Genomic DNA, 22,391 nt, shown 5'->3' on the forward strand with positions numbered 1-22,391 from the left:
GGATTTCAGACGTGATTTCCTCGTCCCCCTGGAAGCATAAAATTGCTGCATGGCTGCTGAATTTACCCACCTCCATCTTCATACCGATTACTCTCTGCTCGACGGCGCTTGCGATGTAGATAAACTCGCGGCGCACCTAAAGAAGACGGGCCAAACCGCTGCGGCGATGACCGATCACGGCAACATTTACGGTGCTGTGCACTTCTTCGATGCGATGGAAAAGAAGGGGGTAAAGCCCATTCTCGGCTGTGAACTTTACCTTTCCAAGACGGCGGATCACCGCGAGATGGCGGATGGGTACAACCACTTTCTGGTGCTGGCCGAGAACGAGGAGGGCTATAAGAACCTTGTTCGCCTGACCAGCGAAGCTTCTCTGAATGGCTTCTACCGCAAACCGCGTGTGAGCAAGGAGTTCCTGTCGAAGCACACTGAGGGGCTGATTGGCTTTTCTGGCTGCCTGGCCGGTGAAGTGAATCAGCATCTGATGGGCGACCGATACGAAGAGGCGAAGAAGTCGGCGGGAATGTTCTCCGAGATGTTCGGGAAGAACAACTTCTTCCTGGAGATCCAGGATCACGGCCTGGAGCCGGACAAGAAGGTCTGCGATGCCCTCTTCAAAATGGAGAAGGAACTCGGCATCCCGCTCATTGCGACCAACGACTCGCACTATGTCGAGGCCGACGATTCCCGCGCCCACGAGATTCTGCTGTGCGTGCAGACGGCTGGATCGATGAACGATCCCAACCGCTTCCGCTTTGACACGCAGGAGTTCTACATCAAGACGGCGGAGGAGATGCACCGCACCTTTGCGCACGCTCCAGAGGTCTGCACGCGGACGATGCAGTTTATCGATCGCTGCAACCTGAAGATGCAGAAGGTGAAGGATCCGTTCCCGGCGTTCCCGGTGCCAGAGGGGATGACGCTTGAGAGCTACTTCGAGGAGATCTGCCGCAAAGGTCTAAAGAAGCGCCTCGAAACCTCCGTTGCCCATCTGCGGGAGCGCGGGCTTCTACGCAAGACGATCAGCGAGTATGAAGAGCGGCTGAACACTGAGCTTGCCTGCATCAAGCAGATGAAGTTCCCGGGCTACTTCATGATTGTGTGGGACTTCATTCGCTACGCTCGCGAGCAAAATATCCCAGTTGGTCCCGGTCGTGGATCTGCGGCGGGCTCGCTCGTTGCCTACGTGATGGAGATTACGGACATCGATCCTCTGCAGCATGAGTTGCTCTTCGAGCGCTTCCTGAATCCTGAGCGCGTGAGCATGCCCGATATCGATATCGATTTCTGCATGAACCGCCGCGAAGAGGTCATCGAGTACGTCAAGCGCAAGTACGGCAACGACCAGGTCGCCCAGATCATCACGTTCAACACCATGGCTGCGAAGGCGGCGATCAAGGACGTTGGACGCGCATTAGATATGCCGTATGGTGAAGTCGATCGCATCGCGAAGATGATTCCCGCGACCATCGGCATCTCGATCGAACAGGCGATGAAGGACTCAACCGCGCTAGGGCAGGCTTATGACTCCGATCCTCGAATCAAGGAACTGATTGACGCGGCGCAGAGGCTTGAAGGTCTCGTTCGCGGAGCGGGCGTACACGCCGCCGGTGTCGTGATTGCGCCGCAGCCTCTAACGGAGCTCGTTCCGGTGACGCGTGCCAAGGGCGAAGGCATCGTTACTGCGTATGACATGAAGGCCATCGACAAGATGGGCCTTCTAAAGATGGACTTCCTGGGCCTGACGACGCTGACCGTCATCGACGATTGCCTCAAACTGATCAAGCTCAATCGCGGCGTGGAAGTTGATATGGCCACGATTCCGCTGGACGATGCTGTCACCTTTGAGAAGGTCTTTCATCGGGCGCTGACTTCCGGTGTCTTCCAGTTTGAATCCGGCGGTATGCGCGACGTGCTGCGTCGCTACAAGCCCACCAGTATTGAAGACCTTACCGCTTTGAATGCGCTCTATCGGCCTGGCCCAATCCAGGGCGGCATGATCGATGATTTTATCGAACGCAAGTGGGGAAGGCGCGCTGTTGAATACATTCTGCCGGATCTCGAAGGCCTGCTCCGTGAAACGCTCGGCGTTATCGTGTATCAGGAACAGGTCATGCAGATCTCCAGTGTGATCGCGGGCTATTCACTCGGCGGGGCCGATCTTCTGCGCCGTGCGATGGGTAAAAAGAACGCCGAAGAGATGGCGAAGCAGCGCGATTTGTTCATGTCGGGCGCGGCCGCAAAGAAGCATCCCAAGGACAAGGCCGGGCAACTCTTCGATCTGATGGAGCAGTTCGCAGGGTACGGTTTCAATAAATCGCATTCCGCTGCATACGCCTTGCTGGCCTATCATACGGCCTACCTGAAGACGCACTATCCCGTGGAGTTCATGGCGGCGCTGCTGACGAGTGAAACCTCGAAGCCGGAAAACGTGGTGAAGTACATCAGCGAGTGCCGCGAGCTTGGCATTACGGTACAGCCACCCGACGTGCAGATCTCCGACGCCAACTTTACGCCTGCGGGGGACGTGATCCGCTTCGGCCTGACCGCGATCAAGAACGTCGGCGGAAACGCGATCGAGTGCATCATCAAGGCTCGCCGGGAACTGCAGGCGGAAGGGAAGACCGGGTTCACCTCGCTCTGGGACTTCTGTGAAAAGGTAGAGCTCAAACTTCTCAACAAGCGCGTCTTCGAATCTCTGATCAAGGCCGGAGCTATGGATTCGTTCGGGCCTCGCGCGCGTGTCTTTGTCGCCGTCGACGGAGCCATGGAGCGAGCGCAGAAATCGCAGCGGGATGCTGCGGCAGGACAGCATGGCCTCTTTGGCATCTTCGACTCCGGGCCAACGGACGTCTCTCCTCAGGACGATCTCCCGCAAGTGGCCGAGTGGGATGAACATACGCGCCTGCAGAACGAGAAAGAAGTACTTGGCTTCTTCGTCTCCGGACATCCGATGGATAAGTACCGCGAAAAGCTGCGGAATATGAAGGTGATCGCGGCGTCGGTGGCGTGTGAAATGAAGCCGGAGCCACAGATCTTCCGTCGCGGCGGACAGCAGGAACCGCAGAACGAGATCCAGATTGCCGGTGTCATTACTGGCCTGAAGGTAGCGAAGTCCAAGCGCTCCGGCGAGATGTACGCACAGGCATGCCTGGAAGACACGACAGGGAAGATCGATCTCATCGCATTTCCCCGTGATTACGAAAAGCTTGCCGAGAAGCTGAAGATCGACGTTCCTGTACTGGTGAAGGGTCAACTTCGTGGGGACGAAGACGCCGCTCCTAAGCTTTCCATCTCCAACATTACGGCGCTTGAGGATGTGAAGATCAAGACGCCGGACGCGCTCCGGATTCGCGTTCCTCTCCATCATCCGGACGCAGCCCTGCTGGAAAAGCTTCTGGAAATCTGCCTCTCCACGCCAGGTGATGGGAAGGTCCTTCTGGATCTGGAAGAGCCGGGCGAGTTCTGCGCTGTGTTGGAGCCAAGCGGAATGAAGGTCTGCGCCGATCGTCTGTTTATCGATCGGGTAGAGGATCTGGTGGGTGCCGGAGGGGTGAAGATCATCGACTAAGCCGGCAGCCTGCGCCCAGAACCATGGGGCTTGGATTCGCATACAATCGAACGTAGTATGGCAGAGATACAAGAACCCAAACAGGCGCAGCAGCCAGTGGTCGTACCTGAGGCCTGGCGGAAGACGGAGCTAGCGCGGCACCCGCAGCGCCCTTACCCCATGGATGTGATCGAAGCTCTCTTTACGGACTTCAGTGAGATTCATGGCGACCGTGCCTTTGCGGATGATCCTGCAATGGCGTGCGGCATGGCGGACTTTCACGGACAGCAGGTGATGGTGATCTGCAACCTGAAGGGCCGGACGACCAAAGAGCGTATGCTTCGAAAATTTGGAAGCCCTGACCCGGAAGGCTATCGCAAAGCACTTCGGGCGATGAAGATCGCCGAAAAGTTTGGCCGACCTATCTTCACTTTCCTCGATCTCGTCGGTGCCAATCCCGGTCTAGGAGCGGAAGAACGCGGACAGGGCGAGGCGATTGCCCGCAATCTTCTGGAGATGAGCCGCTTGCGCGTTCCGACCATCGCGACCATCACAGGCGAAGGTGGAAGCGGAGGCGCCTTGGCGTTGGCTGTTGCGGACCGAGTCTTGATTCTCGAAAACGCGATCTATTCCGTAATTTCACCTGAGGGTTGCGCTTCGATCATGTGGAAGGATTCGAACAAACGGCAAGAGGCTGCGGCCGCTTTGAAGTACACGGCTCAAGATGCGAAGACCTTGGGCTGCGTGGATGACATCATCCCTGAACCTGAGGGTGGAACTCAGGCCGATCCCGCGTGTGCCATGCAGATGATTAATGACAAGCTGCAGTGGCATCTGGATGAGCTGAAGTCGTTGTCGATGGACGAGATGCTGGAGCGCCGTTTCCAGAAGTTCCGCAACATGGCGCAGTTCTATACAACGTAAGCGGAGAGGCAAAGCAATGACGGACTCCGCATCTCGAACGGGAAAACCGGATACCAGATTTTCGTCGGCCTTACAGTTTGTCCTTGGCGCTGCATGGATGCTGGTGGCCTTCAACGTCGCCCCCGGCGTGGCCCAGAGATTTCCTGTCTCCTACGCCCCTCTGGTGCAGGAGGCGGTGGTTCTGCTTCTGCTCCTGGTGGGGTTTGGAATGTTGGCGAGCCGCTTTCGGGGCGGAACGCCTGCATCTCAGACGATGGGATTAGTTCGTCGCAAGACAGCGAAGCAGGAGTGGGCACTAGGTTTGGCGCTGGGCTGGGGTATGGTCGCGATGCTTGTCTTGCCGATGATGCTGGCTGACCGGCTGCACCCTGTCTTTGACTGGAGTCCAGCGGCCTGGAATTCGCTGGTCATGAGCGTTCTGGTGCTTGCCGTGGCCGCTCTGGCGGAAGAGATTGGGTTTCGTGGCTATCCTTTCCAGCGCTTGATTGAGGCAATCGGAGAAGCCTGGGCCACCGTGGCGATGGCACTCATCTTCGGTCTTGTCCATCTGCAGAATCCGCATGCGACGCTCGCATCTACACTCGGAACGGTTCTGGCGGGGATTCTGTTTGCAGTGGCCTACCTGCGGACGAGGGCACTTTGGCTCTCATGGGGGCTTCACCTGGGATGGAATGCCAGCATGGCCGTGCTCTTCGGTCTTCCGGTAAGTGGTGTGACCGAATTTAGCTCCGTAGTACAGACCGGACCAGATCTTCCGATCTGGCTGACCGGTGGTATTTATGGGCCAGAGGGTTCCTTACTGGCTTCGGTGGTGATCCTGATTGGGATGGCTGTCCTGGTACGAACGACGCGCGATTATGCGTGGGAGTACAACTACCAGCCAATCGTCGGGGCCGGATACGCGATGGACGTTGCGCCGCCTGCGGAACATAGCAAGATGGAGGCGGCCGCCGCAGCTCGGCCCGCGCCGTTAGTCCAGATTTTGTCATCCACTCCACAAGGTTTTACCAAGACGGACGATATCCCAAAATAGCGCACCTTCGGTGTATTGCCAGAATCCCGATTCAGGGGGTAGAGTGCAGACACCGAGGTCCGCTGCGATGAGACCCTTTCGCACACTTCTGAACGCCACACTTCTTGCGACCTGTCTTGCGGGTGCGTCCTGCATGGTGGGACAGCAGGGAAGCGCCTTTGTGGTCGGACGCGAGACGGCCACCGATGGCCTGATCCGTCCCTTTGAAAAGACACATCTGGAGCTTCCTAAAGATCCTCTCAACGAGATGGATCGTCGGCAGCTGGTTCGCATGATGTATGCGGAGCTGGGCTTTGCCCGACGCCCGCTGCCCGTCGGAGCGCCAGGCGTGATTCTGTTTGCTAACGGGTCTCTAAAGCCGGAAGCTTCCGAGATGCGCAAACGGCTCTACGAGAAAGGCATTTCCTCGAATCAGGGGGATCGTATTCAGATCACGGATGTGCAAGTGCGTCCGGACCACATCATCTTTGACATTAATGGCGGACCGTATGTGAAACATCGTTTCCTCCGTCACTTCGAGATCAACGGCGTGAGCATGGGGCTGGACCCTTACGAGAAAGCAACCGGGTCCCGTATCATCCTGCAATTTGAGGGTCCGGTGCCTGACCTGTCGGCTGCGGAGGTGAAACTCCTTCTGGAGCCGATCCTGGACTTTGGTGTGAAATCGAGTACGGAGGCCTTTGCGGAGACGCTGCCGCCCTTGATTCGTGCTGCGGTTGAGACGCATGAGGTACTGGTGGGAATGACACGGCGGATGGTGATCGCGTCGCTCGGACAGCCGGAGATCAAGATGCGCGAGCGTCCGGCCGGTGGAGTGGACGGGGAGGTTAGCGAGGAGTGGATCTACGGCAAGGTACCGCAGACTATGCGCTTTGTCCGTTTTGAAGGCGACCGCGTTGTCCTGCTGAAGATCGCAGCATTGGGGAAGCCGCTCGACATTCACGATAAGGATGAGATGGCAGGGTATCGACCGCCCAAGCAAGAGCACGTCGTTGCCTTAGGGGACACGCATCCAACGCTGGGCCAGGATACGGAAGCTCCTCGGGCTCCTTCCTTACAGACGGATGCGGAACAGAAATCCTCGAATGGAGTGGGTCTGGGAAAAGTGGATCTGCCTACGAACAAGTCTGGCGATGCAAAGGTACCTGCCTCAGCTCCTGAAGATGCCGCAAAGCACCTGATCATGTAAACTAGTGGAGCACCGCCTTGCAGCCGTGAGAGCCGTGCCTCGACCCCCCGCACATCCGTTGGATTGAACAGGGCATAAGGGCACTTCCGCGCAAAAGAGAGCGGCAGAGATTGTCCGCGAGAGCGGAGATACGAAGGAGATTTTCAGATGGCTAAGATTGCGAAAACAGGCGATCGCAAGAAGGTAATGGATACGTCCAAGAGCACAGACTGCCCGAAGTGCAGCAAGCCGACGCGCATTGTAAAGCGCGTCAAGGACCGCGAACGCGGAACCCCCGGCGGCGTGTACATTTCGTGCTCCGCATGCGATTTCTACGAACGCCTCTAAGAGAGTTTGTACGAGAAAAGCCCAGGCTTCGGCCTGGGCTTTTCTGTGTCATTTTCTGCAATGGAATTCCGTTGAATAAATCGCTGGATCGGGTGTTTCACCTATGAAGTGAAATCTAATATTGGGTGGAATCCGTGATTCCGAACTTATTGACGAAGTCTGAATTTGAACGGAAAATTGGCAATTACAACCCTTTTGCGCGACCATGGAAATCCGTAAGCGATATTGCTCACGCTCTCGGCCAAGCTCATGAGATTACAGGAAATCCGGGCCGGTTCATCGCCCTCTTGGGGGTACTTAAGCTGTGCTATGACTGGAAAGTTGAATACAAAGGTAAGAAAAGTCGTTCCTGGACTCTTTCACGCCGCGGGCCCGGCATTCGTCTCTTGGAAGCTAAAATTTCTGATTTATTTCATGGTGCGTTGAGTACCGAATATTCCTCCTTCAAGATGAGAAGCAATATAAGACGAAACCGCGCTGGTGCCAGATTTACCGCCCTTACTGGTATCGGAAGCCCAGATCGCCCCGCTCTTAGGCTTCCTAAAGCGATGCGAATGCTTTCAGAGACTCACTATATCCATGAATTTCTGGAGCCACGCCACCGGGCGTATGCATCGACATTAACATTATTCAATATGTGGCAGGCAGATACCATAGAAGGCGTAAGCTTTGCTGACTTCGTTGAGTCGTTAGATCGAGACTTCTTGAACCGTCTCGATTTTGAGAACAGTTCGGCTGAGGGCCAGATGTTGTGGGTCCGATATCTTTCTGATTCTGACCGAGATCTAGTGGAACTTAAGCAGGTTGAACCTGGTACGAATCGTTTCGCCCGCGATGCCGACGACGGTGATCCTTTTGACACAACTGAGCATTCTTTTCAGGAAGAAGGGTATGGCCGGGCAATCTTTGTTATGGATGAATTCAATCGCATCTATGCACATAGCAAAACGGTAGATCAGTTTCATCACTCAAGTTTTTTGGGCGGAAGACCCACCAAGTCAGCAGGCAATATAAGAGTCATCGACGGCACCATCATCGAGATCATGATGCATAGTGGGCATTACAAACCCGGCCCCGCGCAAGCGTTAGCGATTTGTCGGGCATTGCTGGTCAAGTTTTCAGGAAATTCAGGCACACGTTATGACACAGAGAGCTTCAAAGACAGCGCTCCGAATAGCGTTCGCGCACAGTCACTGCTATCTCAAATTCGAATTTCTGCTGAGTACGGCAGTGCTGTTTTCTACAATGCCCTCGAGTTCCTCAAAGCTGGTGGAGACACAAGCACACTGCAGCCAGCTCGAGACCGCTTGAGACGTCGATAAGAGACGCCAGTCCGGTACGCTTTATCTTACCAAGATTAAGTAAGTAAAGCTCTCATGGTCGAATCTTTTGCAGAATCTGGGCGGCAGCTTCGGCGGGATCGGCTGCGGTCGTAATGGGGCGGCCCACGACCAGCATGGAGGCCCCAGAGGCGATGGCTTCTGCTGGGGATGCTGTCCGGCTCTGATCTCCCTTGGCGTCCGTTGCGGACCGGATGCCTGGAACAACGAGGAGCGGCGATGTGCCAAGCGCGCCGCGAAGGGAAGCCGTCTCCAAAGGAGAGCAAACCAACCCTGCGACTCCAGCCTTCATCGCCATGGCTCCAAGCTGGAGCACGCGGTCGCCAGGTGAGGCGGAGATTCCTGTGGCCAGCAGTTCCTGCTCGTTCATGCTGGTGAGGACCGTCACGGCGAGCAGACGGGGTGCGTCCTGGATTGTTGAGGCGGCCTCAGCGGCTGCGGAGAGCATAGCAGGACCTCCAGAGGCGTGCAGCGTGAGGAGGGAAGCTCCGCTTGAGGCAACTGAACGGACTGCGCCTGCGACGGTATTGGGAATGTCATGGAGCTTCAGGTCAAGAAAGATGTCGAAACCGAGGTGTTTGAGGTCGTCCACGATCTTCTGGCCGGCAGCGAGATAGAGCTCCAGGCCGACTTTCATCCACGTGCAGGAGCCTTGCAGACGCGCGGCCATCGCCAATGCCTCTGTGCCGCTGGGGAAATCCAGTGCAACGATGAGACGTTGCTTCGCAGCTTCTTCGGCTGAGAGGCGCGGCCGGGTGGGTTCACCGGCCGCTGGATTTGGGAGTAGATTCTCGGTCGAGGTCATCTCGAAGAGTGTATCGGATGCTACTTCTTGAGGAACGGAAAAGCCGCCGCAGGATTGTTCTTTGCGATGAGGGTCTGCTGCGCGACCAAGTCACGAGCTTCCTGATGGTTTCTGAAGAAGACGCGCTCGATGCGGACGCGGGCTAGGCCACCGAGTCCGATACGCTGTGCTGCCGCGCGGGATAGATCCAGAAGACGATCCTCAGGAACGGGACCGCGGTCGTTGACACGAACCAGAACTGCTCTGTGATTGCGAAGGTTGGTCACGCGTAGCAGGCTACCCAGGGGAAGCGTGCGGTGTGCGCAGGTGAGAGTGTTCATATCGAAGCGCTCGCCGTTCGCGGTGAGATGCCCTTGAAGCTCCTCGCCGTACCAGGAAGCCTTTCCGACTTCTGCAGGTCCCACTTTTACTTCTGCCACCGGCTTGAGCACGACAGGAACAGGCGTAATACGCGCGATCGTTTTAGTGGACTGTGACGTGGGAGTGAGTGCATGGACATGAACCGCCCTCACACTTGCTCCAACAGCCCCGACTCCTGCGAGTGCCAACACGACCGTAACGTAGCGTTTGCCCGCAGGTGTAAAGAATCGTTGCATTCCTTATCCTCCGAGTGCTATTGTCTCGATATCCGAACAGTCAAGTCAATCAATCGACGGGCTTTAGCGTCGGCTCAGGTTTGACATTTCCTGAATTTTCCGCTAAAGAAGGCCGAGATTGCAGAGCTGCTGCATGGCCAAAAGTACATGGAATTCTGGTCAGATTGCTGCCTTTTGGAGGCATTCGCGACGCCTGAACTTTTTTTGAAATAAGCTCAAATTATGCCCGTTCGGAAGTTTGAAAACGCCTTGCGACGTTGCCACGGGGGATTTGCGTCGTGAAGCAGAGGAACGACAAAGAGGGCGAAAGCCGGGTGCTCCTGTCCATCGCTGGGCATGATCCGGGGTCTGGCGCAGGCGTTACCGCCGACCTAGCGACCTTTGCAGCGCACGGATTTTTTGGAACGAGCTGCATCAGCGCGCTGACAGTTCAATCGACAATCGGTGTTCAGCGAGTACAGGCCATGGACGCCAGCTTTCTGCGTGAGGCTTTGCTTTGTCTGCAAGACGATCTGCCTCCGGCGGGAGTCAAGATCGGCATGCTGGGCAATAGCGAGATCGTCGGGATCGTAGCGGAGTACCTGCGGCAATTGGATCCGGAGATTCCGGTGGTCGTCGATCCGGTTCTGCGCTCCAGCTCGGGTGCCGGCCTTTTGCACTCCGATGCCATGGCTCGTCTGCGTACCGAATTGCTTCCTCGCGCAAGCTGGATCACTCCTAATATGGCCGAGTTCGCCGTCCTGCTCGGACGGGAGATTCGTGGCAAGACCGAGATTGAAGATGCTGCGAAAGATCTGGGCACGGAGTTTGGGCTACGCGGGATGGTGGTCACGAATGGCGAAGGTCTGCCTCCCGAGGATTTCGTCTGGCAGACTTCTGGCGCGCAAAGCTGGCTGCCGGGGGAGCATATTGCAACGCGTGCGACCCATGGAACTGGCTGTGCGTTCTCCAGCGCTTTGCTTTGCGGTCTTGTTGCGGGGTTGGATGGTACTGCGGCGGCTAAGGCGGCGAAGATCTACGTCGCGGAAGCGATGCGTCGTGCCGTACCACGCGGGGCTGGCAGGGGACCCATGCATCTCCTTTGGCGGCTCGAACCCTAGAGGAGGCTGCAGTCCTGCTAGGCTTAAGCTTGTGAGCAGCCTGAATCTAATCCTTAATGGACAGCAGCGAAGTTTTGCCGCGCTTGCTCCCGAATCATCCTTGACCAGCCTTGTAACCGAACTAGGACTGAAAGTCGATCGGGTGGCGATTGAGCGTAACGGCGAGATCGTGCCGCGCAGTGAATGGGACGTGGTCTTTCTCCAGAACGGCGACCGCTTGGAGATGGTTCACTTTGTTGGTGGCGGCAGTTTGTAGAAATAGGACGCCGGAGATCGACTATACAGAATATGTGTTATCGGACATTTAAGGCTACATCAAAAATTGCCTTCGTGCCGCAGAGAGGTTTAAGGTTCTCCTCTTGGAGCTTATGGCCTAGCTGAGACCGCAGTGACTCTTAATCCTGATTCCCATAATGGCTCTGGCTTCGAATTACTTGTTACTCGGGTTTAACCTTTTCGCTAAGCCCAAAGAGGAGACCGGTAGGTCTCCTCTTTGGGCTCATTCTTGCAACTCTTATTAAAATTGATAGTGGGCGGAAAATTCGATGCGGCGTTCCTGCGAACGCGTGCTCGTGATTCTACCGAAAGTATCAGGACCGTCCGATATTCCGTTATCCGGATTGCCCAGACTGGGAGAATTCAGGAGATTGTAAGCGTTTGCCCGAAATCCGAGACTGTGACGTTCCGTAATGTGAAAGTCCTTTGACGCTGACATAGCCAGGTCATGATATCCCGGTGCCCTTTCCGTGTTGACGGCTGCTGTTCCGAAGGTATTTGCCGCCGGAACTCCATAAGCGCAGATTCCGTCATCAATCCCGGAACCACAAGGTGTAGCTGAGGGATCCGTACCCCACCAGTTGCTCACGGTGCGATTAACGATCTTGAGGTGCCGGTACTGGTTTGCTCGTGCCGTTCCGAGGCTGTTGACCGAAATCTGGCTGGGAGCGTTCATCGTGATCGGAAATCCGGTATAGAGGAGGCCGGTAGCGCTGATCTTCCAACCTCCAGCGAGCAGGTCGAGATAGCGATTCATCCCGCTTCCAAAGGCCTGGCCCCGACCAAACGGAAGGGCATAAACGAGCAGACCGTTCAGGCTGTGACGGATGTCCTGACCAGCTGGACCGTAATCCGCGTGTCCGTTATAGCCGTCCTGGAAGGCGCCATCCGACCCACTGACACCAGGCGTGCCGTAGTTTCCAGAGCTGTTGGTCATGGCTCGAGCGTAGGTGTAGCTCACCATACCTTCCAGGCCGTGGCTTACGCGCTGCCTGAGCGCTGCCTGACCAGCGTTGTAGTTCATCGTACCGTTGGATTCCGTCAGGAGGAGCCGCTGCCCTGCACCGACGAGCGCGTCGTACGGACCCGCCGTAGCGGTGGGAGAGGTTAGTTGGTTTGCGTTGCGGTAGGTGATGAGATGTTGTCCCGATTCACCGACGTATCCGACAGAAAGCGAAGTCTTGTTTGTTAGAGCGTATTCCGTGGTGAGCGAATACTCACTGATATACGCGGCGCGCATGTTCTGCGGCCATGCACCGAAGCCACTGAGGGCTCCAAAAGAGCCAGAAAGGCCCTGTTCCACGGAGAACGGCGTTCCCGAGATACCGGCTTTCGGCTGCACCGCAACGAGGTTGCTGGACTGAACAAAAGGCGGGCTCGAGGTCAGACGCTGGTTCCCTGCGTTGCCCTCGAAGAAACTCGTCGCACCGTATCCGCCACGGATAACGAAGCGAGGAGCCGCCTGATAGGCAAAGCCCAGACGAGGCATGATCTGGGTGTAGGTAGGGTTATAGCAGGCGTGCGTGGGGCAGAGTTGGGCGTTTGCCGGTGCACCGCTGGGGATGGAACCAGCGTAGATAGGTGTACCGGTATCCAGGAGGACGTTGGCGGTCTTGTTGTGGACTTCGTACCAGGGCTGGTCATACTGGTAACGTAGACCGATGTTGATGGTCAGTTTATCAGTTGCCTTCCAGTCATCCTGGATATATCCCGCAGCACGCCATTGACGGTTACCCACGAGGCCTATGGCGGAATCAAGCTGTGTATTGCTCACCCGATCCAGCACAAAATCCGCCGGCCCATATCCGCCTGCAACCGATCCCAGTGAGGGATTGCTCGTGAAACTACCGTTATAGGAAAACTGCCCCAGCAGGCCAAAGTTTGCTGTGTTGATGTAATTCTGCTGATAGCGCGTGGCCTGCACTCCCATAGAGAAGAGTTGACGACCGTGTTGCCATGTGAGGTTGTCATAGTAGTTAAAGGTATTGTCGCGGATGACCTGAACATTAGCGCTCGTGCCGAGGAAGCTGGCATTGTTACTGATGCTTTGACCAGAAAATCCGACATACGGCTGCGCACCAAATGGGATGCCAACGATCTGATTGCCGTTAAGACCAAAGACGCCGGAAGGATCGGTTGGAATGCCGTTATCCCAGCGGACACGTGTGAAGCCGAATCGCGCCTCATTGACCACTGCGGAGGAGAAAGTATGGATCCAGCTGCCGCCACCCAATTTCGTTGGATAGAGATTCTGCGAAGGAAAGAAGATCGGGATAACAGCGGTTTGAGTATCGCCTGCGTTGGACTGTGAGTAAAACGCCGTAAACCTGTTCGTCGCAGTCGCACTCCAGTCTATTTTGACATCGGCTTGATTGTTGTGAACAAAAGTACGCTGCGGTCCCTGGAAGTTGTTTTGCAGTAGGTTATCAATGGGTACCGCATTGGGAAGAGGATAGAGCTCTGGATGAGCGAAGAGATATTTCGCGACGGGATTGACTACCGGTACGACATTGTTTGCGAAGGGGGCAAAGTTGTTTTGCGTATCGTAAAGCTGCTTCCCTGGCTGCGTCGCTGATAGAAGGGCGGAAAAATCGCCCTGCCGCATGGGTGCTGTTAGTACACTCGCACTCTGCAATCCACCGGTATGAGACCGGGCACCTTCGTAGTCAGCGAAAAAAAACAGTCTGTTATGAAAAATCGGTCCGCCGATCGTGCCCCCAAAGATGGACTGGGTGTAGGGATTGCGCGCAATCGGCGTAGCGCTGTTCTTGTTATTCCAGGAATTGGCGTTCAGGTTTTCATTCTGCAGGTAGCCATAGGCCGATCCGTGGAACTCGTTCGATCCCGATTTAAGGATGGAAGCAATGGCACCGCCGTTGGCGTTACCGTATTGTGCCGGTGCGTTCGATGTGACCACACGCACTTCAGCCAGCGAGTCAGGTGCCGGATTGTACGCAATCAGGTTGTTCTGAGGCTCGTTCTGATCCGCGCCATCCAGAGTGTAGTTGTTTGCCTGATTACGGTTACCGTTGATCGAAGCAATGCCATTATTGAATGTGTTGCGCTCAATCGCATTGTTACCGGTCATACCCACGGGATCCGTGTTGATCGCGCCGGGCTGAAAGAGCGTTACGCTCGAAAAGTTACGGCCATTCAGCGGGATGTTCTGGATCTCATTCGCGGAAAGCGTCATACCCAAAGAAGCATCGTTGGTATTCAAAATTGGAGCAACGTCGGCGTTGACGTTCGCCACGACACTTACATCACCCACCGTAAGCTTTGCATCAAACTTCGCGACTTGGTTTTGCTCGAGCGTGAAAACGGGAAACTTCTGCGCCCCAAAGCCGGTTGCAGTCACCGAGACTTCATACTGCCCAATGGAAAGAAAGCGAATTGCATACGCGCCGGACTGGTTCGTCACAGCGGGAGTGTCGACTCCAGTCGCGATATTGTGTGCTGAGACTGTTGCACCGGCAACGACAGCACCGCTGGCGTCCGTCACGGTTCCCGTAATATTTCCTGTTGTATTCTGTGTCATGGCCGCTTTGGTAAAAGCGCACATCATCAAAAGCCACATCGCGGCCCTAAGAAACTTGTACATCTGGTGCCTCCAAAAAAAATCTCTGCAAAAAACCTGGAGCGCTCTTTGACTGCAAGCGTCATCCAGTAAACGTGTATGGGTACTGAGTTAAACACCGATGAAGCTCGTTTATTCCCGCAGCGGAATAGTAGTACTACGGGAGTCCACGTTCAATCTGTACAGACGTCACAGGGGCATAGGAAGACGCACTTGCTGTGGTAATCTCATTAGGTTGTCTGCGGAGCGAGTCGCGCGGTTTTGCGAGGCTTCCGCACGTGCGGAGAGATGGCAGAGTGGCCGAATGCGCACGCTTGGAAAGCGTGTATACCGCAAGGTATCCAGGGTTCGAATCCCTGTCTCTCCGCCATTAGCCTTTCGAAGCAAAACTGCCAGGTGAGCGTTTTGTGGATGTAAAACCAGCTGGCTATGTTCCTTCTTCTGAGCACCTACTGGCCAGCTAGAACCATCTCAGTGTTATGGGCTTTTCGGTATGTTCATGGAAACAGCTTCCAATAAGCGGCGGTTGATGATGCCGCGCAGCCTTTTGGCAAGGCCGGCACGCGATCGGCGAGAGTTTGGTTCATCAGGGCGCTTTACGGCAATGACGCCTCTTGAGTTGTTTGAAAGGATTCGATGAACGAACCTGTTGAGCATGGCACCAACACTTCTCTTCCAGAACAATTATTTTTACCTGATCAACAGATCGCATTTGTCCAGGACAACTTCGTCCAGGCTGGCGGTGGAGAACGTGTTGCAGAAGAGATCGCGCGTGCGTTGCCCACGGCGGATGTCTATACAAGCGTCCTTGTGGAGCAACGTCTTTCGAAGTACTTGAAAACGCGTTCGATCCATACCTCGTGGATGCAGGGTCTCCCGAATCTGAAAAAATACTATCGGCACTATCTTCTGCTGTATCCGTTGGCGATGCGTGGGATCAAGCTGCAGAAGTACGACCTGGTTGTGTCGAGTTGCTACGGCTTTGCGAAGATGCTGCGGAAGCGACCCGATGCTTTACATGTCTGCTATTGCCACTCCCCTTCGCGCTGGATTTGGCGCTATGAGGATTATGCGCGTCGCGAAAACTTCAATGTGTTCGTGAACTTTTTTCTGCGCAATCTGACAAGGCTTTTGCGCAATCTGGATAAGCAATCGGCGGATCGCGTGGATGTCTTCATCGCGAATTCGACCGTGATTGCAGAGCGTATTCGGCTGTACTACGGACGGGATTCAGAGATTATGTTTCCGCCGATCGACGTGCAGAGATTTTCGATCTCCGCGGACATTGGCGACTACTACTTGATCGTTTCTCGGCTGGTCGGTTATAAGCGCGTCGATCTTGCGATCGAGGCGTGCAAGCTGCTGGGGGAAAAGTTGATCATTGTAGGAGAGGGGCCAGACCGGCCTCGCCTGGAATCTCTTGCTGGCTCCGGTATCAAGTTTGCCGGGCGTCTGCCAGATGAAGAGGTGACGCACCTGCTCTCCCACTGTAAGGCGTTCCTGTTCCCTGGCGAAGAGGACTTCGGTTTGACTCCGCTGGAAGCAGCGGCCTCTGGAAGGCCGTGCATTGCGTATGGTGTGGGTGGCGTTCTGGATACCATCGTCAACGGTGAGACGGGCGTTCTCTTCCCAGAGCCAACGCCGGTCTCCATGGCGGAAGCCCTTGTCCACTCCGAAACGATTGCATGGGATCCGCAAAAGCTGCGCCAGCATGCGGAAAAGTTCGACAGAACGCTCTTCGCGCAGAGACTCGTGCAAAGGCTGACGACGCTGCTGCAACAGCGCGAAGCGAAGATGAATGTCCGCCTCTAACTGCGTTGAAAAGCGGGCGAGATGGATCTATCGGATCATCGTGTCATAGACCGCTTCGACTCTGCGCGTGATGGATGCTTCCGCGAAATTTTCGATCGCGAACTGTTGTCCGCGCAGCGCCATCTGCTCTGCTTTTTCAGGGTCACGTAGCAGCGAGAGAATGGCTTCGGCTAGAGCGATGTGATCTTTTGCAGGGACAAGCAGACCTGTGACTCCATCTTGAACGATCTCTGATGCTCCGCCGCCTCGCGTTGCGACGACTGGCTTCCCTGCCGCCATGCCTTGCGCGATGACCTGCCCCAAGGGTTCGGGAATCACCGAAGCGTGGATGAGCATATGCAAGTGTCCGATGGCTGACGCGACGTCGTGCTGGAAGCCTTTGAATTGAATGACGTCGTTGAGCCCCAGGTCGCGCACGAGGTCACGCAATTTAACTTCAAATTCCTGCTCTCCAAAGAGCGCTGCGCCGATGATAGGAGCTTTGACACCAGGAAATTCTTTCCGGACTAGGGAAATAGCTTCGGCAAAAACTTCCTGGCCCTTCCAGGGACTGATGCGTCCCACGATGCCGATGTTCAGCGTCCCACCGTCGCGCATTGTGTCGCGTAGAGAGGCCTGCTGGCTACCGAGGGCACGAAATCGTTCCACGTCGAAGCCGGAGGAGATGACGCTGAAGGGCTTGCCTGGAGGGAGGAAAAGCGTCTCCAGAGTCGACTGCGAGTTTGCGATGATGTAGTTCGGGAAGATGCGGCACAGACTCCGAAAGACCTTGACGGTTCGCGACGGCAGATAATCGTCCGCAATACGATCTCGGACGTGCCAGATCAATGGAATCCGAAGCAACTTTGCAGCGAGGCCTCCAAGAAGATCGGCTTTGAGCGAATTGGTATGAATGATATCCGGACGCAGACGGCGGATCGTGCGGACGAGACCGACGACGTAGGCGAGTGAGATTTTAAGCTTCTCAAAGCTCAGTATGGAACGGATGCCGATCGCATCTTTCCGAAACTCCTGGACGCTGGCATCCAGAAGGACTACACGCACTTCACAGATCCCCTGCAGCTTTTCAACGAAGGGGCCGTCCTGGAACAGGATCACGATGGGTTCAAAACGGGTGCGGTCAAGTTGCTTGATGAGAGAGAGTAACGCCAGTTCCCCTCCCCCTAAAGCTGCAGTCTGATCGACATAGAGGATGCGCTGTTTTCGATTTTGAGTTGGCACAGTCTCTCTAATGGATAATGAGGTAGGTAGCGGCGTTCAAGTAGAGGCCAAAGGTCGCAGCAAGCTGCGCCACATCCTGCGCCCTGCTCACCTTGGTGCGTGGCACAAACACGATGTCTCCGGAACTGAGAGCCATATCGTGCTCAAAGATGGTGTCTTTTCCAACGTCTTTCAGGTTGAGAACACGCACCTGGGGTGTATCTCCATCCATGTCGTGAAACACGACCACCTGCTTCTCTTTACCCGTCTTCGTGATGCCACCCGCCATCATAATGGCGCGTAGAGCTGTTGTTGGTTCGCGCATGTCATAGCGCATCGGAGTCTGTACCTGCCCGGAGACAACAATGTACGGCTTCTGGAAGTCTGTCAAAACGAGAGAAACAACCGGATCTTTCAGGCGTGTTGAAGCGGCCTGCTGGATGATCGCCGTTGCCTGGTCTACTGTCTTGCCGCCGATCAGCACAGGGCCGGTGGGATTCAGAACGATGTAACCATCTGGCTGAATGGTGACAGGCTGGTTCAGGTCGGGAGTATAGGTGAACTGTACCGTGAGTTGATCGCCTGGATGCAGCTTGTAGGTGCTGCGACGCTGCAACTGAGGTTGCTGTGCACCTGCGGCTGAGACCAAAATGATAAGTAAGGTGGCGAGCCAGAGGTACTTTGATCGCAAACGGTTGAGCATTCATTCCTCTTCTACGAAAGTGTTCGCCATGCCGGATGGCAGACGAATCAGAAAGTTGGCGTGCGGACTGAAGATCCATTCTACGTCCGCACGCACAGGACAAACTACATTGCTCCGCTACCTTTGAGCACCGCTGGAATCGTTTTGAGCAGAATGCTCATGTCGAGGTAAAGAGACCAGCCATCGATGTATGCGAGATCCTGCATCATCCAGCTATGGAAGGTCGTATTGCTACGACCGCTGATCTGCCAGAGGCAGGTCAAGCCTGGCTTCACGCTGAAGCGGCGAAGCAGCCAGCCTTCCTGGAACAGATTGACGTCGCGGATGGGGAGGGGACGCGGACCGACAAGCGACATATTTCCCAGAAGCACGTTGAAGAGTTGTGGTAACTCATCCAAAGACGTACGACGGAGAAAGCGGCCAATGGGGGTGACACGCGGATCATGCTTCATCTTGAAGGTGGGCCCAGACATTTCGTTCTTGGCTTCCAGTTCCTTCATCTTCGCTTCGGCATCTACAACCATGGTCCGGAACTTGTACATGGGGAAGTGTTTCCGGTTTTTGCCGTAGCGCTTCTGCACGAAGAAGATCGGACCTTCGCTTGTCAACCGTACCGCAAGAGCGATCAGAAGCATGATAGGGCTGAACGCGATAAGAGCGATCGACGTGACAATGAGATCAATGGCGCGCTTGATGTATTCACGCACATCCCAATGTTTGGCATGCAGCATGGTGCCGCGGGCGAGTACAGAGGAGGCGCTCGATTGGCTCACGATGGATGTAGTGAAGAAGGTTGTGGAGTGATGTACGTCCACTCCAGCGTTTTCAGCGATGCTGATGGCGCGCTGAATCTGATCGTACTGTGAACGCGCTGGCAGAGTGACGACGATGGCTTCAATCGGATGATGCTTCAACAAGGAAGGAAGTTCATCGAGCGTACCGAGATACATCTCCTTCAAGGTGGGGTCGTCGATGAAGGTGTCGTCTACACAGCCGAGGACAGAGTACGGAGAGCGCGCAGATTCCATAATTGCGTTTCCCGCCTTAGATCCAGATCCGACGATCAGAACCAGCGGCTTTTCAGGATTCTGCAGTTGACCGAAATGACGTGCGCAAGCATCGATCAGAAGAAAAATGAGACTGCTGCCAAGCAGCGCCGTCATCGCAAATGCAAGGGGGAGAAGCTTGTCTTCGCTCCGAAACCTTGAACCTACGCACAGGATGACAAGGAACGCGCAGGCGGCACTGGCAACAGCTAGTGTGCTTGCTTCACGAAGATAAACTGACTCGTTCCGATTGCTCTTCGGACGGAGACTAATCAACAGATTCCAAACCGCAAAGGCAGCGACAAGAACGAGGAGACGAGACAGGGAGAACTGAAAGTCCCACTTATGTGCGAGATCGTGCAGGGACATCCGATGGGTTACGCAAACCCAGGCGATTCCGGCCAAAGGGATGGGGAAAATTCCACGAGCGATCTTATATTTGGATGAAACCTGCTCAACGGGAGTAAGGATATCTACGGAAGGAAGTCCCCCGGTGAAATTTTTAGCGCTTGGCGAGTGGACAGGGCTCTTATTCGAGGTATACAATGGGCTCCTCCAAAGTACTGGCATTTTCCTCCAGCGAAAAAAATAATTCGCTTTCGGGTGCGTCATCTGTTTCCTTGTCGAACCGAAATTGGTCGACGATAGCAGCGACGTTCAGCATTAGGACATTCCGCTTCGTATAGCTGGGCCCAATGGTGTTGTATGTCATCCGACCGTACCTCCCTCCTCATAAACAAGAGGCGAAATCCGGACGACTACTACTTTCAATGTTGATATATGCAATCGTCATGCCAAACGCTAGTGGTCCCACGCTAGGGCGGCATATGATTTAACGGGCCTGCATGCGCAAAATTTTGCACTTTTAGTGACCTGTGGATTGCTGATCGCCTAAAAAGGGTATCTCTCTTCCACTTTAGGGAAAAGAAGGATATGACCACGCTTGTTGGGGAATCACGAATGACAATAAGAGTAGTTGTCTCTGCCGCGAATGAAGCTTGGTTTTTACGAATACAAAGGGTGAGAGCGCCCCTCGATCTGGCGCGTAGGCTTGCGATGGAGTCTTCCGTACTACATTCAGCTCGTGGCAAGTGTCAGCGTGAACGGAGTTGTTGTGGCGACACAGCTACTTGCGGTGCTTACGATCGAGGTGACGGCGATAGTCGAAGCGTCTGCCGCGAAGGTTCCATTCAAAAGCACCTGGTTCTGATTGTTGTCAACCATCACCAACTGTACGGTCTTACCAATTACGCTGCTCCGGGTGACATTGATCGTAGCGCTTGTTAAGCAGCTATAACCGCTGAAACCTACGGTTCCGCTTTCGGGGAAATAGCCAAGGCCATTTGGAACAGTGCTTTGATTTAGAGCAAAGCGCATCGACCCCGTAGCAGTGGTTGAGCCCGTGTACGTACCGGTTAGGACGGCGTATTTTATCCCTGTAAAAGTCCCCGCTGCTCCTCCTGCGCAACCACCACGTACGGTGTATGTTCCTGTCAAATGGGTTGCGGTGGCATCCTTGATGGCGTTGAAGGTAACGTATTGTCCATTTACGGAAAAACCGTTCAGCGCGAGGGCAGTTCCAGTGAGCGTTCCCTCCGAGGGCACAGTCTCTGCACCGAGGAAGCAGGTGCTTGCATCTGGAGTTACCTGAAAAACGCTTGTAACGGTATGCGTGGTGGCGCCGTCGTTCTGTTCATTGATGTCACCTGCCATTGCAGAAAACGGAGACGTACCAGCAGTCGCTGTCGCCTGCATCTGCCAGTTCCCTGTCAGGTAGAGATACCCTGGGGCAGAGGTACCACCCGTAAGTGGATAACCCGTGTAGCCACAACCACTCACACCCAATAACATGAGCGCCCCGGTGAAGATAGAGCCGGCAACACGACACAAGTTACTTTTGCTCAATGCACTTACATTTTTCACGATGGTTCAAGGACCCTTCCGACGCTTACATCAAAACACTACAACGGCTTATAAGCCGTTATTTTGATAGTGTTACCGCACCTAAATTTCCAGCACAGCTACCGCCGGTAACCTGAGCGCTTGTGAAGCTGATTTTGCTAGCTGCTACATCAAACGTACCGGTCATTACGATATTTTCTTTATCGTTTGTTACAAGATTTAGGACAACTGTATTCCCAGAAACTGCGCCATTTTGCGACGCAAGTGTTGCGGTCGTAAAGCAGGAGAAACCCCCGAGCCTGGCTGAACCACTTACGAGGAAGATGCCATCCCCAGTCCCCAACGTAAACTGCGTGACAACAAGCGAAATAGTCTGAGCCCCCGTAAAAGTACCGGTGTAGGTGCCTGTAAGTGCGGTGTACTGAGTTCCGGTAACCGTTCCAGTCGCGCCATCCGCACAACCTCCAGTTACGGTGTAACTGCCAGTAAATTGTGTCGAGGTATCATTCTTCGCACCACTAATATCCAGAGTCTGGTTTTCTAGCGGAAAAGACACGAGATGAAGGCGGAGTCCCTGAACAACGCCCTGCATGGGGATGTTTGCGATGTTTGAATAACATCCGGAAGACTGCACCATGAAGGTGCCAGTGGTCGGGTGGGCGCTGGCAGTCGCCTGCTCATTGATGAATCCGCCAAGCGAGTTGAAAGGGACGGTGCCCTTTGTAGCGACTGCCGTCATCTCCCAGTTTCCGGTGGAGTTTGGATACGTGGTCGTCGTTCCACCACCCGTGGAACCTGAACCGCTTCCGGTCGGATTGACTGTACATCCCGTGATGCCCGTGATGAGGCATGCCCCAAAGATGAGAAAGCACATCACATTCCATGTGCTCCGCGACCGTTCCTTCATGTCCTTATCCAATCTTGTCAGATCTATCTAGGAGTACGCAATTGCCCCGCACTCGGATTGATACAAGCGTTCTCAAATGCCTGGCAAGCGAGGAGAAAGAAGAT

Annotated in this window: 17 protein-coding genes and 1 tRNA gene; 10 read left to right on the plus strand and 8 right to left on the minus strand. The window is 54.9% G+C overall.

Going from position 1 to position 22,391, the window contains the following annotated elements; genetic code table 11:
- Positions 1-49: 49 nt before the first annotated feature.
- From dnaE to ACIPR4_RS09675, 6 genes are all read left to right on the plus strand, one after another.
- A complete protein-coding gene (gene dnaE / locus ACIPR4_RS09650) occupies positions 50-3,571 on the plus strand; it encodes a DNA polymerase III subunit alpha (RefSeq protein WP_013568475.1) in 3,522 nt (1,173 codons plus the stop codon).
- A 57-nt stretch (positions 3,572-3,628) separates the two neighbouring features.
- Positions 3,629-4,474 carry an acetyl-CoA carboxylase carboxyltransferase subunit alpha gene (locus ACIPR4_RS09655; protein ID WP_013568476.1) on the plus strand — a complete coding sequence of 282 codons (846 nt, stop codon included), beginning with the start codon at positions 3,629-3,631 and terminating at the stop codon, positions 4,472-4,474.
- 16 nt (positions 4,475-4,490) lie between these two features.
- Positions 4,491-5,507 (plus strand): CPBP family intramembrane glutamic endopeptidase, encoded by a 1,017-nt coding sequence (locus tag ACIPR4_RS21605; protein WP_013568477.1) that lies wholly within the window; start codon positions 4,491-4,493, stop codon positions 5,505-5,507.
- Between the two features lie 67 nt (positions 5,508-5,574).
- The gene (locus ACIPR4_RS09665; protein ID WP_013568478.1) at positions 5,575-6,696 is read left to right on the plus strand and encodes a hypothetical protein; all 1,122 of its coding nucleotides are present in this window, start codon (positions 5,575-5,577) and stop codon (positions 6,694-6,696) included.
- Positions 6,697-6,843: 147 nt separating this feature from the next.
- On the plus strand, positions 6,844-7,023 hold the full coding sequence (locus ACIPR4_RS09670) for an Rcat domain-containing protein (protein ID WP_013568479.1): 180 nt from the start codon (positions 6,844-6,846) through the stop codon (positions 7,021-7,023).
- A 134-nt stretch (positions 7,024-7,157) separates the two neighbouring features.
- Positions 7,158-8,345: a hypothetical protein gene (locus ACIPR4_RS09675; protein ID WP_013568480.1), complete on the plus strand. Its 1,188-nt coding sequence runs from the start codon at positions 7,158-7,160 to the stop codon at positions 8,343-8,345.
- 52 nt (positions 8,346-8,397) lie between these two features.
- Here ACIPR4_RS09675 and pyrF read toward each other — a convergent pair whose 3' ends face one another.
- A complete protein-coding gene (gene pyrF, locus ACIPR4_RS09680) occupies positions 8,398-9,168 on the minus strand; it encodes an orotidine-5'-phosphate decarboxylase (RefSeq protein ID WP_013568481.1) in 771 nt (256 codons plus the stop codon).
- A gap of 20 nt (positions 9,169-9,188) precedes the next feature.
- Entirely contained in the window at positions 9,189-9,764 is a 576-nt protein-coding gene (locus ACIPR4_RS09685) for a septal ring lytic transglycosylase RlpA family protein (protein ID WP_013568482.1), read from the minus strand.
- A gap of 278 nt (positions 9,765-10,042) precedes the next feature.
- On the opposite strand from ACIPR4_RS09685, the gene thiD reads away from it, so the two are divergent.
- Both thiD and thiS read left to right on the plus strand, forming a co-directional pair.
- A complete protein-coding gene (gene thiD / locus ACIPR4_RS09690; protein ID WP_013568483.1) occupies positions 10,043-10,864 on the plus strand; it encodes a bifunctional hydroxymethylpyrimidine kinase/phosphomethylpyrimidine kinase in 822 nt (273 codons plus the stop codon).
- A gap of 31 nt (positions 10,865-10,895) precedes the next feature.
- Positions 10,896-11,120 (plus strand): sulfur carrier protein ThiS, encoded by a 225-nt coding sequence (gene thiS / locus ACIPR4_RS23070; RefSeq protein ID WP_013568484.1) that lies wholly within the window; start codon positions 10,896-10,898, stop codon positions 11,118-11,120.
- A gap of 261 nt (positions 11,121-11,381) precedes the next feature.
- On the opposite strand, the gene ACIPR4_RS09700 is transcribed toward thiS, so the two are convergent.
- A complete protein-coding gene (locus tag ACIPR4_RS09700) occupies positions 11,382-14,741 on the minus strand; it encodes a TonB-dependent receptor (protein WP_013568485.1) in 3,360 nt (1,119 codons plus the stop codon).
- Positions 14,742-14,999: 258 nt separating this feature from the next.
- Between ACIPR4_RS09700 and ACIPR4_RS09705 the strand changes: the two genes are divergently transcribed.
- Positions 15,000-15,087 (plus strand) — tRNA-Ser (locus ACIPR4_RS09705).
- Positions 15,088-15,353: 266 nt separating this feature from the next.
- On the plus strand, positions 15,354-16,529 hold the full coding sequence (locus ACIPR4_RS09710) for a glycosyltransferase (protein ID WP_013568486.1): 1,176 nt from the start codon (positions 15,354-15,356) through the stop codon (positions 16,527-16,529).
- A 27-nt stretch (positions 16,530-16,556) separates the two neighbouring features.
- On the opposite strand, the gene ACIPR4_RS09715 is transcribed toward ACIPR4_RS09710, so the two are convergent.
- The 5 genes from ACIPR4_RS09715 to ACIPR4_RS09740 all read right to left on the minus strand — a co-directional run bounded on the left by ACIPR4_RS09715 (position 16,557) and on the right by ACIPR4_RS09740 (position 22,287).
- Positions 16,557-17,750: a glycosyltransferase family 4 protein gene (locus tag ACIPR4_RS09715; protein ID WP_013568487.1), complete on the minus strand. Its 1,194-nt coding sequence runs from the start codon at positions 17,748-17,750 to the stop codon at positions 16,557-16,559.
- 7 nt (positions 17,751-17,757) lie between these two features.
- Positions 17,758-18,432 (minus strand): polysaccharide biosynthesis/export family protein, encoded by a 675-nt coding sequence (locus ACIPR4_RS09720; RefSeq protein WP_013568488.1) that lies wholly within the window; start codon positions 18,430-18,432, stop codon positions 17,758-17,760.
- Between the two features lie 104 nt (positions 18,433-18,536).
- Positions 18,537-20,090, minus strand: a complete 1,554-nt coding sequence (locus tag ACIPR4_RS09725; RefSeq protein WP_144312383.1) for an exopolysaccharide biosynthesis polyprenyl glycosylphosphotransferase — start codon at positions 20,088-20,090, stop codon at positions 18,537-18,539.
- A 465-nt stretch (positions 20,091-20,555) separates the two neighbouring features.
- Entirely contained in the window at positions 20,556-21,368 is an 813-nt protein-coding gene (locus ACIPR4_RS09735) for a hypothetical protein (protein WP_013568491.1), read from the minus strand.
- 91 nt (positions 21,369-21,459) lie between these two features.
- Positions 21,460-22,287 carry a hypothetical protein gene (locus ACIPR4_RS09740; RefSeq protein ID WP_013568492.1) on the minus strand — a complete coding sequence of 276 codons (828 nt, stop codon included), beginning with the start codon at positions 22,285-22,287 and terminating at the stop codon, positions 21,460-21,462.
- Positions 22,288-22,391: the final 104 nt, after the last annotated feature.

The organism is Terriglobus saanensis SP1PR4 (assembly GCF_000179915.2).
Taxonomy (GTDB): Bacteria; Acidobacteriota; Terriglobia; order Terriglobales; family Acidobacteriaceae; genus Terriglobus; species Terriglobus saanensis.

Coding starts and splice junctions, on each gene's coding strand:
- dnaE (WP_013568475.1), top strand. CDS start 50: ATGGCTGCTGAATTTACCCACCTCCATCTTCATACCGATTACTCTCTG.
- ACIPR4_RS09655 (WP_013568476.1), top strand. CDS start 3,629: ATGGCAGAGATACAAGAACCCAAACAGGCGCAGCAGCCAGTGGTCGTA.
- ACIPR4_RS21605 (WP_013568477.1), top strand. CDS start 4,491: ATGACGGACTCCGCATCTCGAACGGGAAAACCGGATACCAGATTTTCG.
- ACIPR4_RS09665 (WP_013568478.1), top strand. CDS start 5,575: ATGAGACCCTTTCGCACACTTCTGAACGCCACACTTCTTGCGACCTGT.
- ACIPR4_RS09670 (WP_013568479.1), top strand. CDS start 6,844: ATGGCTAAGATTGCGAAAACAGGCGATCGCAAGAAGGTAATGGATACG.
- pyrF (WP_013568481.1), bottom strand. CDS start 9,168: ATGACCTCGACCGAGAATCTACTCCCAAATCCAGCGGCCGGTGAACCC.
- ACIPR4_RS09685 (WP_013568482.1), bottom strand. CDS start 9,764: ATGCAACGATTCTTTACACCTGCGGGCAAACGCTACGTTACGGTCGTG.
- ACIPR4_RS09700 (WP_013568485.1), bottom strand. CDS start 14,741: ATGTACAAGTTTCTTAGGGCCGCGATGTGGCTTTTGATGATGTGCGCT.
- ACIPR4_RS09710 (WP_013568486.1), top strand. CDS start 15,354: ATGAACGAACCTGTTGAGCATGGCACCAACACTTCTCTTCCAGAACAA.
- ACIPR4_RS09720 (WP_013568488.1), bottom strand. CDS start 18,432: ATGCTCAACCGTTTGCGATCAAAGTACCTCTGGCTCGCCACCTTACTT.
- ACIPR4_RS09725 (WP_144312383.1), bottom strand. CDS start 20,090: ATGACGCACCCGAAAGCGAATTATTTTTTTCGCTGGAGGAAAATGCCA.
- ACIPR4_RS09740 (WP_013568492.1), bottom strand. CDS start 22,287: ATGAAGGAACGGTCGCGGAGCACATGGAATGTGATGTGCTTTCTCATC.